Source organism: Rhodococcus sp. T2V (assembly GCF_029269925.1).
Classification (GTDB): domain Bacteria; phylum Actinomycetota; class Actinomycetes; order Mycobacteriales; family Mycobacteriaceae; genus Rhodococcus_F; species Rhodococcus_F koreensis.
On the sequence record NZ_JARJBD010000011.1, the window covers coordinates 152,309 to 165,688 of the forward strand.

The 13,380-nt window shown below is 69.0% G+C and carries 12 protein-coding genes; all 12 read left to right on the forward strand.

Annotated elements, in window-relative coordinates; all coding sequences use genetic code 11:
- Window positions 1–13 precede the first annotated feature (13 nt).
- The 12 genes from P3H15_RS12705 (at window position 14) to P3H15_RS12760 (ending at window position 13,309) form a co-directional block, all read left to right on the forward strand.
- Window positions 14–1,468: an aldehyde dehydrogenase gene (locus P3H15_RS12705; RefSeq protein ID WP_276137553.1), complete on the forward strand. Its 1,455-nt coding sequence runs from the start codon at window positions 14–16 to the stop codon at window positions 1,466–1,468.
- Window positions 1,450–3,060, forward strand: a complete 1,611-nt coding sequence (locus P3H15_RS12710; protein ID WP_276137554.1) for an AMP-binding protein — start codon at window positions 1,450–1,452, stop codon at window positions 3,058–3,060. Before P3H15_RS12705 ends, P3H15_RS12710 begins: the two co-directional genes overlap by 19 nt.
- A 64-nt stretch (window positions 3,061–3,124) precedes the next feature.
- Entirely contained in the window at window positions 3,125–3,595 is a 471-nt protein-coding gene (locus P3H15_RS12715) for a VOC family protein (protein WP_276137555.1), read from the forward strand.
- Between the two features lie 29 nt (window positions 3,596–3,624).
- Window positions 3,625–4,449: an IclR family transcriptional regulator gene (locus tag P3H15_RS12720; protein WP_276137556.1), complete on the forward strand. Its 825-nt coding sequence runs from the start codon at window positions 3,625–3,627 to the stop codon at window positions 4,447–4,449.
- Between the two features lie 133 nt (window positions 4,450–4,582).
- Window positions 4,583–5,263 carry an NADPH-dependent F420 reductase gene (gene npdG, locus P3H15_RS12725; RefSeq protein WP_276137557.1) on the forward strand — a complete coding sequence of 227 codons (681 nt, stop codon included), beginning with the start codon at window positions 4,583–4,585 and terminating at the stop codon, window positions 5,261–5,263.
- The gene (locus P3H15_RS12730; RefSeq protein WP_072938775.1) at window positions 5,244–5,561 is read left to right on the forward strand and encodes an NIPSNAP family protein; all 318 of its coding nucleotides are present in this window, start codon (window positions 5,244–5,246) and stop codon (window positions 5,559–5,561) included. The genes npdG and P3H15_RS12730 overlap by 20 nt, the downstream gene beginning before the upstream one ends.
- Window positions 5,562–5,664: 103 nt before the next feature.
- Entirely contained in the window at window positions 5,665–6,714 is a 1,050-nt protein-coding gene (locus P3H15_RS12735; RefSeq protein WP_276137558.1) for an LLM class flavin-dependent oxidoreductase, read from the forward strand.
- A complete protein-coding gene (locus P3H15_RS12740; protein WP_276137559.1) occupies window positions 6,711–7,409 on the forward strand; it encodes an enoyl-CoA hydratase/isomerase family protein in 699 nt (232 codons plus the stop codon). The genes P3H15_RS12735 and P3H15_RS12740 overlap by 4 nt, the downstream gene beginning before the upstream one ends.
- Window positions 7,406–8,569, forward strand: coding sequence for an acyl-CoA dehydrogenase family protein (locus P3H15_RS12745; protein WP_276137560.1), 1,164 nt, complete (start codon window positions 7,406–7,408; stop codon window positions 8,567–8,569). Before P3H15_RS12740 ends, P3H15_RS12745 begins: the two co-directional genes overlap by 4 nt.
- Window positions 8,566–11,124 carry a bifunctional FO biosynthesis protein CofGH gene (locus P3H15_RS12750; protein WP_276137561.1) on the forward strand — a complete coding sequence of 853 codons (2,559 nt, stop codon included), beginning with the start codon at window positions 8,566–8,568 and terminating at the stop codon, window positions 11,122–11,124. Before P3H15_RS12745 ends, P3H15_RS12750 begins: the two co-directional genes overlap by 4 nt.
- Window positions 11,121–11,852, forward strand: coding sequence for a 2-phospho-L-lactate guanylyltransferase (gene cofC, locus P3H15_RS12755; RefSeq protein WP_276137562.1), 732 nt, complete (start codon window positions 11,121–11,123; stop codon window positions 11,850–11,852). The genes P3H15_RS12750 and cofC overlap by 4 nt, the downstream gene beginning before the upstream one ends.
- Before the next feature lie 200 nt (window positions 11,853–12,052).
- On the forward strand, window positions 12,053–13,309 hold the full coding sequence (locus P3H15_RS12760) for an MFS transporter (protein ID WP_276137563.1): 1,257 nt from the start codon (window positions 12,053–12,055) through the stop codon (window positions 13,307–13,309).
- Window positions 13,310–13,380 lie beyond the last annotated feature (71 nt).

Below are 13,380 nucleotides of genomic sequence, written 5' to 3' on the forward strand. Positions count from 1 at the left end.
AAGGACGAGAACCGTGCAGGCACTCACCTCGACAGTTCCCCTCGTCATCGGCGACCAACTGAGCCCGTCGTCGACCGGGGCGACCTTCGACTCGATCAACCCGGCCGACGGGTCGCACCTGGCCACGGTGGCCGAGGCGACGGTTCAGGACGTCGCGCGCGCCGTCGAGTCCGCGAGGGCCGCGGCCAAGGCGTGGCAGCGCATGCGTCCCGCCCAGCGGACCCGGCTGATGTTCCGCTACGCCGCGCTGATCGAGGAACACAAGATCGAGCTCGCCCAGCTGCAGAGCCGGGACATGGGCAAGCCCATCCGAGAGTCGTTGGGCGTCGACCTTCCGATCATGATCGAGACCCTCGAGTACTTCGCGGGCCTCGTGACGAAGATCGAGGGTCGCACGACGCCGGCTCCCGGCCGGTTCCTCAACTACACCCTGCGTGAGCCGATCGGCGTGGTGGGTGCCATCACCCCGTGGAATTTCCCTGCAGTGCAGGCGGTCTGGAAGATCGCGCCGGCTCTCGCGATGGGTAACGCCATCGTGCTGAAGCCCGCACAGCTCGCCCCGCTCGTCCCCGTGGCGCTCGGCGAGCTGGCCCTCCAGGCCGGGTTGCCGCCCGGGCTGGTCAACGTCCTGCCCGGTCGGGGCTCGGTGGCGGGTAACGCCTTGGTGCAGCACCCGCTGGTCGGGAAGGTGACGTTCACCGGCTCGACGGAGGTCGGCCAGCAGATCGGCCGGATGGCGGCCGACCGCCTCATCACGACCTCCCTCGAGCTCGGCGGCAAGTCGGCGCTGGTGGCGTTCGGCGACTCGTCCCCGAAGGCGGTCGCCGCCGTGGTCTTCCAGGCGATGTACGGCAACCAGGGCGAGACGTGCACGGCTGCGAGCCGGCTGCTCGTCGAGCGGCCCATCTACGACGAGGTGGTCGAACTCGTCCAGAAGCGGGTCGAGGCCGCCCGGGTTGGCGACCCCCTCGACCCCGAAACGGAGATCGGCCCGTTGGTCAGTGCCGCGCAACGGGAATCGGTCCACTCGTACGTCGTGGCCGGGACCGAGGAGGGCGCCAAGCTGATCAGCGGCGGCGGCCAGTCGCCGAACGGAGCTGCGGAACAGGGTTTCTATTACCGTCCGACGCTGTTCGCCGGGGTCACCGCGGACATGCGCATCGCTCGGGAGGAGATCTTCGGACCCGTGCTGTCGGTCCTGCCGTTCGAGGGCGAGGACGAGGCGATCACCCTCGCCAACGACACCATCTACGGGCTGGCCGCGGGCGTTTTCACGCGCGACGTCGGCCGCGCACTGAGGTTCGCGCAGACCCTCGACGCCGGCAACGTGTGGATCAACACCTGGGGGGTGCTCAACCCCGCGTCGCCGTACCGCGGCTTCGGACAGAGCGGCTACGGCAGCGATCTCGGCCAGGCCGCCATCGAGAGCTTCACCAAGGAGAAGAGCATATGGGCACGCCTGGATTGACCTCCGGGCCGTCCCGGCCACAGATCGTGGGACGGCTGATCGACGCCCGCCACGTTCCGGACTGGGAGCCCGCGGCGGACTACACGATCACCGAGGACGCCCTCTTCTCCCGCGATCCCCACGCCGTTGCCGTGCTGCGCGAGGGGACCTACGCGCCCGAGAAGGTGACGTTCGGTCAGGTGCAGCGCGCCGCCGTGCGCATCGCGGGTGTCCTCCGCGCCCGCGGGGTCGAGCCCGGGGACCGTGTGGTCCTGTACCTCGATCCGTCGGTCGAGGCCGCCGAGGTCGTGTTCGGGGTGCTCGTCGCCGGGGCCGTGCTCGTGCCGGTCCCGCGACTGCTCACCGGCAACTCGGTGGGGCACCGGCTCGCCGACTCGGGTGCGACCGTGCTGGTCACGGACGGTCCGGGCGTCGACCGGCTCGAGTCGACGGGGTGCTCGCTGCGCGACGTCGACGTGCTCACGGTCGACGGCGCGCGTGGCCCGAAGCTCGGGGACCTCGCCCGCCGGGTCGACCCGTTGGCCCCGGTACCCGGCCGGCCCTCGGACCCGGCCCTGCTGATGTACACGTCGGGCACCAGCGGCCCACCGAAAGGCATCGTTCACGGACACCGCGCCCTGCTCGGGCACGCGGGCGTCGATTACGCCTTCGAGCTGTTCAGGCCCGGGGACGTGTATTTCGGCACCGCGGACTGGGGTTGGATCGGCGGCCTGATGCTCGGGCTCCTGGTCCCGTGGTCGTTCGGCGTCCCCGTCGTGGCTCATCGGCCACAGCGATTCGACGCCGCCGCCACCCTGGACATGATGGCCCGCTTCGGTGTGACCACCGCCTTCCTGCCCGCGTCGGTGCTGCGGATGTTCGCCGAGCACGGGGAATCGGCACGGCAACGCCTCCGCGCGGTCGTGACCGGGGGAGAGCCCGCCGGTGCCGCGGAACTCGGCTGGGCCCGCAGCCACCTCAGTGACTGCGTCAACAAGGCCTACGGCCAGACCGAGGCCAACGCCCTCATCGGCGACTCCGCGGCTCTCGGATCGGTCGACGACGCAACCATGGGAGCCCCGTACCCCGGGCACCGCATCGCAATTCTGGACGAGGACGGCGTCCGCGTCGCACCCGGTGAGGTCGGTGAGATCGCGCTCGAACTGCCGGATCCGGTTGCACTCCTAGGCTATTGGGACTCGTCTTCGGCTCGGGCGGTACCCCCTGCGGGGGGTTGGCACCGGACGGGTGATCTGGCGCGGCTCGCGCACGGGCACCGGCTGGAGTACCTGGGCCGCGCCGACGACGTGATCAAGAGCCGCGGCTACCGCATCGGCCCGGCCGAGATCGAAGAGGCCCTGAAGCGCCATCCGCAGGTCCTGGACGCGGCGGCGGTGGGGCTGCCCGACCGGGAGATGGGCCAACAGGTCAAGGCGTTCGTGCACCTCGCCGGCGGAGAACTCACCGAGGAGATCGCGGCACAGCTCCGCGAACTCGTCACCTCGGCGGTGGGTCCGCACGCCCGGCCCCGCGAGATCGAGGCGGTCGCAACGTTGCCGCGCACCGAGACCGGAAAGGTCCGGCGCCGCGAGTTGGTGACACCCCCGACGTGAGCGCTCGGCGACAGCCGCGCGCCATCCACACACCCGACACGACAACAAGACGAGAGACGAAGCAATGCGAAAATTCTGGCACGTCGGCATCAACGTGACCGACATGGACAAATCGATCGACTTCTATCGGAAAATCGGTTTCCAGGTAGCGCAGGACAAAGAGATCGAGGACAGCAACCTCGCGCGGGCATTCATGGTCGAAGGGGCCAGCAAGCTCCGCTTCGCGCACATGCGCCTGAACAACTCGCCAGACGAGGCCATGCTCGACCTCATCCAGTGGCGGGACGCACGCTCCGAGGGGCGGGCGCAGAGCGACCTCGTACACCCCGGCCTGTGCCGATTCTCGATCCTCACCGACGACATCGACGCCGAATACGCACGGCTGGCGGACGACGGTGTCGAGTTCCTGCACTCGCCGCAAACCATCATGGGTCCGGACGGAGTCAACGGCTGGCGGCTGCTCTTCGCCCGCGATCCCGACGGCACGCTGTTCCATTTCGCCGAACTGCTAGGGCAGGCCGCTACGGTCGGCTGACAGCATTCGCACGACGAAGGTAGGAACCCTTGACCAAGGCAGAAGTCCCGGGAAGCGGCACGACCGACGAGCGGGGCGAGCAAACCGGCGAACAGTTGGTCCCCGCCGTCTCACGCGCCACCCGCGTGCTCGAGACGCTGGTCCAGCAGTCTGCCGGTGCCACGCTCACCGAGTTGGCCAAGCGCTGCGCCCTGGCGAAGAGCACGGCGTCGGTCCTGCTCCGGACCATGGTGGTCGAGGGTCTCGTCGTGTACGACCAGGAGACGCGCCGGTACAACCTCGGTCCGCTGCTCGTGGAATTCGGGGTCGCGGCGATCGCGCGGACGTCGGCCGTCGCCGCGTCGCGGACGTACATGGAGTGGTTGGCCGAGCGGACCGAGCTGGCCTGCCTGGCCATCCAGCCGATGCCGGACGGTCACTTCACGGCGATCGCGAAGATCGAGAGCCGCAAAGCCGTCAAGGTCACCATCGAGGTCGGTTCGCGCTTCGACCGCACTACCCCGTTGATCAGCCGATTGGCGGCAGCATGGCCGGGCCGGGGGCGCCCGGGGCCCATCTCGTACCCCGACTCCGAACTGGAGCAGCTCCGGGCGCAGGGCTACGGCGCGGTCTACGGCGAGTATCGCCCCGAACTCAATGTCCTGGGGGTCCCGGTATTCGACCGGGACGGCGTGCCATGCCTGTTCATTGCCCTGCTCGGCATGGGTGACGACCTGACGGTCGAGGGCGTGGCCGGCATCGCCGACTACCTCGTCACGGCGTCGCGGGAGATCAGCTCGCGCATCGGCGGACACATCCCCGACGATTACCCGACGCCCGCCGGCGCGCCGGACCTCGACGCCGGACGCGGCTGACCGACCCGCACTTCTTCTTTCCTGCGGCGACCCCACCCGGGGCCTGCCGCTCCGAGTCGACCCTCGATGGTCGGCTGCCCACCTCCGGGTGCCACGCCCGAGGTATCCCGTCCACTGTTCGTAGGAGACAGAGATGACCAGCAACAAGATCGCCGTCGTCGGCGGCACCGGGCCCCAGGGAAAGGGGCTGGCGTACCGGTTCGCAGCGGCCGGCCGACACGTCGTGATCGGATCGCGTTCGATCGAACGCGCCGAGGAGGCGGCCGCCGAGGTGCGCAGACGCGCCGGTGACGGCGCCCGGGTCAGCGCCGCCGACAACGCGTCGGCCGCCGCCGACTGCCCCATCGTCCTGTTGGCCGTCCCGTACCAGGGCCATCGTGAGCTGGTCTCCGAGTTGGCTCCCGTTTTCGCGGGCAAGCTCCTGGTCAGCTGTGTGAACCCGCTCGGCTTCGACAAGGCCGGGGCCTACGGTCTGGACGTCGAGGAGGGCAGCGCTGCCGAGCAGTTGCGGGACCTGGTGCCCGACGCCACCGTCGTGGCTGCGTTCCACCACCTGTCGGCGGTCACACTCTGGGAGCACGAAGGCCTCGTCCAAGAGGATGTGCTCGTGTGCGGCGACGACCGGACCGCCAAGGACGAGGTGGCCCGGCTCGCAGTCGCGATCACCGGTCGGCCCGGCATCGACGGCGGGGTACTGCGGGTGGCGCGGCAGCTCGAACCGCTGACCGCCGTTCTCATCAACGTCAACAAGCGCTACAAGACGCACTCGGGTCTCGCTGTGAACGGGGTTGTTCATGATCCACGAGCTGCGTGAGTACATCGCTCTACCGGGCCGCGCCGACGACCTTCATCGCAGGTTCGCCGACGAGACCCTGGCCCTGTTCGCGGAATTCGGGCTGCAGGTCGACGGCTTCTGGCACGAGGCGGGCAACCGCGGCCGGATCGTGTACCTGGTGGCCTTCCCCGACGCCGAGGCTGCGGACGCGCACTGGGCACGGTTCCAGACCGATCCCCGGTGGCTCGCGGTGAAGGCGCGCACGGAGAGCGACGGCCCGCTCATCTCGGAGATTCGAAGCACGTTCCTGGTCACTCCGGCGTACGCCCGGCCCTGAGCGGCGCCCGAAGAGGTTGGGCCCGACTCTTGACCGTCGCCGCATTCTGCCCCTAATCTGTTCCATATAGTGATTCGAGTTCAATATCATGAAGAGAAGTTCCATGATCAAAGGAATCCAGCTTCACGGCTGGGCTGACGGGCCACAGATGGTGGAAGTGGCAGAGATCGCTGCTCGGAGTTTCGAGACCGTCTGGCTCAGCGACCAACTCCAGTCCCGAGGCGTTGCGGTTCTCCTCGGCGCCATCGCTGCGCGCACCGGCGTGGGCGTCGGCACGGCGGTGACGTTCCCCTTCGGACGCAACCCGCTCGAGATGGCGTCCAGCATGGCCACCCTCGCGGAGTTCATGCCCGAAGGGCGCAGGGTCAGTATGGGAATCGGTACCGGCGGTGGGCTGGTGAGTGCGCTCATGTCGCGACAGAACCCGACGGAATACGTGGCCGAGTTCATCGCAATGTGCCGGATTCTCTGGGAGGGCGACGCGATCCGCATGGGGGACTACCCGCGGACCTGTGAAGCCCTCAAATTGCGCGAGGACGCCCGGGCGTCGTTCTCCTGGACGAGCAAAGCCGACGTGCGTGTGGTGGTCGCCGGCGCCGGGCCGCGCGTACTGGAGATGGCCGGCGAGCTTGCCGACGGCGTCATCTGCGCCAGCAATTTCCCGGCGCACAGCCTCGCGGCGTTCCGCAGCGGCCAGTTCGACGCGGTGAGCAACCTCGACTCGATCGACCGGGGCCGCAAGCGCAGCCTGCGGGGAGAGTTCACCCGGATCTACGGCGTGAACCTGTCCGTGTCGGCCGACCGGGACAGCGCCTGCGCGGCCGCACGACGACAGGCCACGCTCATCGTGAGTCAGCAGCCTCCGGAGAACCTCCACCGGGTGGGCTTCGAGCCCTCCGACTACGCCGCCACCCGGGCGGCACTCAAGGCAGGTGACGGCGTGAACGCCGCCGCCGACCTCCTCCCGCAGGAAGTCGCGGACCAACTCGTCGTCTCGGGCACGCCCGGCGACTGCATCGAGGCGCTGGCCGAGCTGCTCGAGTACGCGGAGGACGCCGGATTCACCGAGGCCTACATCGGTGCCCCGGTCGGCCCCGATCCCCGTGAGGCAGTCGAGCTGCTCACCTCCCAGGTCCTGCCGGAACTCGGATGAGCGCGCACGTGGAAGCGGCGCGGGACCTGTGCCCGGCCCAGCACCTCGACGGTCTGGTCGTCCTGACGCTCAATCGTCCCGAGGCACGCAACGCCCTCGACGTGCCGCTGCTGCAGGCGTTCGTCGCCGGACTCGCCGCGGGGAAACGCGCGGGTGCGGGTGTCGTTCTCGTGCGGGCCGAAGGGCCCGCGTTCTGCGCAGGTGCCGACGTGCGTTCGGACGACGGCACCGCGAGCGGCCGGCCGGGCCTTCGGCGTCGCCTGATCGAGGAAAGCCTCGACCTGCTGGGCGGCTACCCGGCGGCGGTGGTCGCGGTCCAGGGCGCCGCGGTCGGTGCCGGATGGGCCGTCGCCGCGGCCGCGGACATCGTCCTGGCCTCGCCTGCCGCGTCGTTCCGATTCCCCGAGCTCCCACTCGGTTTCCCCCCACCCGACAGCACGGTGCGCAGGCTGGAGGCCGCCGTCGGCCCGGCGCGGGCACTGCGGCTCCTGGCTCTGGGTGAGCGCTTCGTCGCCGACGACCTCGCCGGGCTCGGTCTGGTGGACGTCGTTCCCGAGACCTCGCTCGACGAGAAGGCGCGTGAGACGGCCGCCCGACTCGCGGCGCTTCCGCCCGAGCTGTTGCGCGATCTCAAAGCAGGCCTGTCCGCCTGGCGGCGGACCTCTCCACCGAACACCCTCGAAAGGCAGTCATGACCACCAGCATCCACATTCAGAGCGAAGAGCAGGCGCACCTGCGCACCACGGCCCGGGCGTTCCTGGCCCGGCACGCTCCCGCGCACGACGTGCGAATCTGGGACGAGGCGGGTTCGTATCCCGAGCAGCTGTACCGCGAGATCGCCCGCCTCGGCTGGTACGACGTGGTGGCCGGCCGCGAGACTGTCGAGGGGACGGCTGGTCTGCTGATCACGCTCTGCGAGGAGATCGGCCGGGCCAGCTCCGATCTCGTGGCCCTGTTCAACCTGAACCTCAGCGGACTGCGCGACATCCACCGCTGGGGCACCCCCGAGCAGCAGGAGACGTACGGCGCGCCGGTGCTGGCCGGTGACGCGCGCCTGTCGATCGCGGTCAGCGAACCCGACGTGGGCTCCGACGCGGCGAGTGTGGCCACGCGTGCCGAGAAGGTCGTGGACGGTTGGGTTCTCAACGGTCAGAAGACCTACTGCGAAGGCGCGGGCCTGCCCGGCGCGGTGATGGAACTCGTCGCCCGGGTGGGCGGCGGTGGCCGCAAGCGCGACCAGCTCGGCGTATTTCTCGTCCCGGTCGACCATCCGGGTGTCGAGGTCCGCCGTATGCCTGCACTGGGACGGAACATCAGCGGCATCTACGAGGTCTTCCTGCGCGACGTCGCGCTCCCCGCGACGGCTCTGCTCGGTGAGCCCGGCGAGGGATGGCAGATCCTGAAGGAACGCCTGGTGCTCGAGCGGATCATGATCAGCTCCGGCTTCCTCGGCAGTGTGGCCGCGGTGCTCGACATGACCGTCCACTACGCCAACGATCGCGAGCAGTTCGGCAAGGCGCTGTCGACCTACCAGGGCGTGACACTGCCCCTAGCCGAGATGTTCGTCAGGCTCGACGCTGCCCGGTGTGCCGTGCGCCGCTCGGCCGACCTCTTCGACGCGGGCCTGCCGTGCGAGGTGGAGAGCACCATGGCGAAGTTCCTCTCCGGCCAGCTCTACGCAGAGGCCTCCGCGCTGGCGATGCAGATCCAGGGCGCCTACGGCTACGTGCGCGACCACGCCCTCCCGATGCACCACTCCGACGGGATCATCGCCCGTGTCGTCGCCGGTCCGCCCTCGGTGCAGCTCGACTTCATCGCCCGCTCCATGGGCTTGGGGATCGGAGTGACCAGATGACGAGTGTGAGCCGCGCACTCGCGCGGGTGAGTTCCGCCAAGACGATCGACGCCGGTGAGGCCGAGACCCTCCTGGGCGCGCGCGGCGCCGACCTCGACCGACTGTGCGAGGCCGCGGCGGCCGTCCGGTCGGCGGGCCTGTTCGACGCCGGCCGCCCGGGGGTGGTGACCTACAGCCGGAAAGTGTTCATACCGCTCACCCGGCTGTGCCGGGACCGCTGCCACTACTGCACCTTCGCGACGACGCCCGGACGGGTCGACGATCCCTTCCTCTCTCCGGACCAAGTCCTCGAGATCGCGCGCTCGGGCGCCCGGATGGGCTGCAAGGAGGCGCTTTTCACGCTGGGTGACCGGCCCGAGGATCGGTGGGACGCCGCCCGCGACTGGCTCGAATCGCGCGGCTACGCCGACACGCTGTCCTATGTGCGGGCCATGGCGGTGCTGGTCCTCGAGGAGACCGGCCTGGTGCCCCATCTGAATCCGGGGGTCATGAGCTGGGCCGAACTTCAGCGCCTCAAGCCGGTGGCCGGTTCCATGGGGCTGATGCTCGAGAGCACGGCCCGCTCGCTGTGGGCGGAACCCGGCGGCTGCCACTACGGCTCCCCGGACAAGGATCCTTCCGTCCGCCTGGCCTGCATCGAGGACGCGTCCCGCACCAACATCCCCTTCACGACCGGGATCCTGGTGGGGATCGGCGAGTCGTACGCCGATCGGGTGGAGTCGATCCTCCAGATCCGGCGGATCGCAAAGCAGTACGGCTCCATCCAGGAAGTGATCGTCCAGAACTTCCGCGCCAAGCCCGACACCGCGATGCGGTCGGCCGACGATGCAGACCACGAGGAGTACCTGGCCACGATCGCAGTGGCACGCATCCTCCTCGGACCTTCGATGCGCCTGCAGGCCCCGCCCAACCTGTCGGAGCCGGGTGAGCTGCGCCGGCTGTTGGCGGCGGGCATCGACGACTGGGGCGGGGTGTCGCCGCTGACCCCCGACCACGTGAACCCCGAACGGCCCTGGCCGGAGATCGACCGGCTCCGTGAGCTGAGCGCTGCCGCCGGTTTCGAGCTGCGGGAGCGCCTCGCCGTCCAACCGAAGTACGTCCTCGCGGGAGATCCGTGGATCGACGCCCGGGTCCGGCCGCACCTGCTGGCGCTCGCCGAACCGGAGACCGGTCTGGCCGCGGACGTGCTACCGGAGGGCCGGCCGTGGCAGGATGCCGCGCCCGTCGAGTCCAGTGGCCGAACCGATCTGCACCTCGAGATCGACGCGGAAGGGCGTCGTACCGATACCCGCAGCGACTTCGCGAACGCGTTCGGCGACTGGACGGTACTCGGCGAGGAAATGAACGCACGCGCGGCGGCCGGCGCGCATCCCCGTCTGGGCGGTGAGGTGCTCGCCGCCTTGCGCACGGCCGAGCGGAACCCCGCGAGTCTCAGCGACGACGAGGCGCTGGCACTCATCCACTGCGACGGCGCCGATCTGGATGCCCTGTGCGCCTTGGCGGACCAGGTCCGGCAGTCGACGGTGGGCGACGCGGTGACCTACGTCGTCAACCGGAACGTGAACTTCAGTAACGTCTGCTACACCGGCTGTCGATTCTGCGCGTTCGCGCAACGCGCCAGCGACGCCGATTCGTACCGGCTCTCCGTCTCCGAGGTGGGGGACCGGATCGCCCAGGCCTGGGACGTCGGCGCCACCGAGATCTGCATGCAGGGCGGGATCGATCCCGGTCTCCCCAGCACCATCCATCTGGACCTGGCCGCCGAGACGAAACGCCGGGCCCCGGAGATCCACCTCCATGCGTTCTCGCCGATGGAGATCGTGAGCGGGGCGTCGCGCATGGGCATCTCGGTGGCCGAGTGGCTGACCGAGGCGCGCAACGCCGGGCTCGATTCCGTGCCGGGCACCGCCGCCGAGATTCTCGACGACGAGATCCGGTGGGTGCTCACCAAGGGCAAACTGCCGGCGGCCGAATGGATTCGGGTGGTCAAGACCGCACACGAACTCGGGATCCGCACCACCTCGACGATGATGTACGGCCACGTCGACGAGCCCCGGCACTGGGTCGGCCACCTCCGTGTACTGCTGGACATTCAGCGGGAGACGGGCGGCTTCACGGAGTTCGTTCCGCTGCCGTTCGTGCACCAGAGCTCTCCCATCTACCTCGCAGGCCTGGCGAGGCCGGGCCCGACCCGACGGGACAACCGCGCGGTACACGCATTGGCGCGGTTGATGTTGCACGGTCAGATCGACAACATCCAGTGCTCGTGGGTCAAGCTCGGTCCGGACGAATGCGTGGAACTGCTTCGCGGTGGCGTCAACGACCTCGGCGGCACCCTGATGGAGGAAACCATCAGCAGGATGGCCGGTTCGACCAACGGATCGATGAAGACCATCGCCGACATCACGAACATGGCCGCGGCGGCAGGCCGACCGTCCCGGCAACGCACCACCACATACGAAGCCGTCGACGCCGAACGAACCGCCGCAGCCGAACGGTTCGACGACAGGGCGAGGTCCGTGCTGCCGCTCGCCGTCGGGATGGTCGGCCAGTGACCGCACATCCAGCTCCCGAGAGCGGTGAAACCCGCAGTCGAGGTCCCCGCGGACCGTGGGTGGCCGTGATTCCCCAGCGGGACATCACGTCGGCGAAGTCGCGACTCCTGCTCCGGCCGGAAGCCCGGCAGGCGGTGGTTCGCGCAATGTTCCGAGACACCGTCTCTGCGGTTCGGGCTGCCTCGCAGGTGGAGGTGGTGCTCGTTGTCGTCGACCGGATCCAGGACGCGGCCCACGTGCGGTTGCCGGGTGTCGTCCCACTCGTATTGCCGGGCACGCCGGGCATGAACGCCGCCCTGCGCGAAGGTGGTCGCCGGGCCCGCGAGTGGTGGCCGCGCTGCCGGCTGGCGGGACTGCCCGCCGATCTTCCGAGCCTTCGCAGCGAGGACCTGGACGTCGCGCTGAAGGTGGCCGGGCGGCACGAGCGCACATTCGTGGCGGACCGAAGACGCGAGGGGACAAGTCTTCTGACGGCCTCCGAGGGCGTCGATCTCGATCCGAAATTCGGGGAGCGCTCGCGGCTGGCGCACCTGGGCTCCGGGGCGGTGGAGGCACTCGACCCGAACATCGAGTCCCTGCGGCGGGACGTCGACGATCTGGACGACCTGCTGGACGCCGCACTGGGACATCCCGGTGCCGCGCTGGGCGCCGTACTGCGCAGTCTGGGGCACCCGTTCGATCGGATGTCGGCGCGGCTGCGGTCCGGCTCTTCCTCGGTGGCGCCCTGACTTTCGTTTCGGCGCACTGATTTTCATCCGTATACAGCGGTGATCGGCGCGATGAGGGTGACCTGTCGGTGACCTCGCGAGCATCGATCACGTGTCCCGCTGTGTTCTCGGTCGGCCTGAGTGGGAATGTGCTCGATGGTCGATTCTCTTCATCTCCAACAGTATTCAGAGCGGCTCCCTTACTTTCTTCGAGGAGACACATGAACAATCGGCTCAGCTTTCCTGCATATGTGGGCGTCGCCGCCCTGGCATTTCTCGCGATAGCCGCTGACGGCTACGACCTCGCCATCTTCGGTGCCGCGACGCCGAACCTACTCCACTACGCAGATTGGGGTCTGACGACCGCGCAGGTCGGAGTGATCGCCAGTGCGGCGATCCTGGGGATGGGTATCGGATCCATCGCTGCCGGAGTGCTCGCCGACCGATACGGTGTGCGGCGGTTGTTTCTGCTCTGCGTCAGCTGGTTCTCGGTCGGCATGATGCTGTGCGCCGTGGCACCCACCGCCGAACTGCTGGGTGCCGCCCGGTTCTTCGCAGGGTTCGGCCTCGGCGGGGTCGTGCCCACCGCGGTCGCGGTGACGATGAGCGTTGCACCGGCAGACCGGAAGAACTTCCTCAACGGCGTGATCCTGGCCGGCATACCCATTGGTGGCGTCCTGGCCGCTCTCACCGCCCTGGCCTTCCTCGGGGTGCTGGGCTGGCGCGGCGTCTTCTTCGTCGGGGGCGCTTTTCCCCTGCTGACCGTGGTACCGATCGCCGCGGTGAAGCTCCGGCGTTGGGTGCCCACGCCGCACGCGCTGCGTTCGGACGGCCGGGCCGCCCGCCCCACCTTGCGCGTCGTCTTCAAGAATCTCGGACCCACCGGATGGGGAGCGCTGGCAGTGTTCACCGCGCTGACCTTCTGTGGCCAGATCCAGTGGTACGGACTGCTCACCTGGTTGCCGCAGATCATGAAGGCCAGCGGCTACTCTCTCGGATCCGCATTGGTCTTTCTGGTGATCTTCAGCCTCGGAGCCGCCACCGGTGCGTCCGGAGGTTCCTGGATTGCGGACAAGTTCGGAGAACGTCACGCAGTTCTCGCGGCCTTCACGGTCGGCGCGGTCGCCGTCATGACCCTCGCGGTACACCTGCCGTCGCCCGTTCTCTACGTCTTTCTGTTCCTCGCCGGGGCCGGGACGGGCGGAACGCAACCGATCGTTTTCGGCTACGTGGCCACCTACTTCCCCGTCGATATCCGCACCAGCGTTCTCGGATTCGTTGCCGGAGTGGGCCGGATCGGTGGTGTCTGTGGACCGATCCTGGGCGGCCTTCTCGCGGGCCGGCCGCCGATCGTCATCTTCTCGGTCCTCTCGGGGATCGGGGTGTTCGCCGCACTGCTCTGCGCTGTCGCGCTGGCGGCGCGCAAGGCCGAGAAGGACCACACCACCGTTACGGCGAGCACTCCAGCCGAGGTCTGAGTGAACGTGACTGTAGTGGTTGGCGGGGTCGGTGGGGCCCGGTTCCTGCAAGGGGTGCGGCGGCTTCTCGG

Bases quoted from the DNA above. Each gene is read 5' to 3' on its own strand.
- P3H15_RS12710 (WP_276137554.1), top strand. From the start codon at position 1,450: ATGGGCACGCCTGGATTGACCTCCGGGCCGTCCCGGCCACAGATCGTG.
- P3H15_RS12715 (WP_276137555.1), top strand. From the start codon at position 3,125: ATGCGAAAATTCTGGCACGTCGGCATCAACGTGACCGACATGGACAAA.
- npdG (WP_276137557.1), top strand. From the start codon at position 4,583: ATGACCAGCAACAAGATCGCCGTCGTCGGCGGCACCGGGCCCCAGGGA.
- P3H15_RS12730 (WP_072938775.1), top strand. From the start codon at position 5,244: ATGATCCACGAGCTGCGTGAGTACATCGCTCTACCGGGCCGCGCCGAC.
- P3H15_RS12735 (WP_276137558.1), top strand. From the start codon at position 5,665: ATGATCAAAGGAATCCAGCTTCACGGCTGGGCTGACGGGCCACAGATG.
- P3H15_RS12740 (WP_276137559.1), top strand. From the start codon at position 6,711: ATGAGCGCGCACGTGGAAGCGGCGCGGGACCTGTGCCCGGCCCAGCAC.
- P3H15_RS12745 (WP_276137560.1), top strand. From the start codon at position 7,406: ATGACCACCAGCATCCACATTCAGAGCGAAGAGCAGGCGCACCTGCGC.
- P3H15_RS12750 (WP_276137561.1), top strand. From the start codon at position 8,566: ATGACGAGTGTGAGCCGCGCACTCGCGCGGGTGAGTTCCGCCAAGACG.
- P3H15_RS12760 (WP_276137563.1), top strand. From the start codon at position 12,053: ATGAACAATCGGCTCAGCTTTCCTGCATATGTGGGCGTCGCCGCCCTG.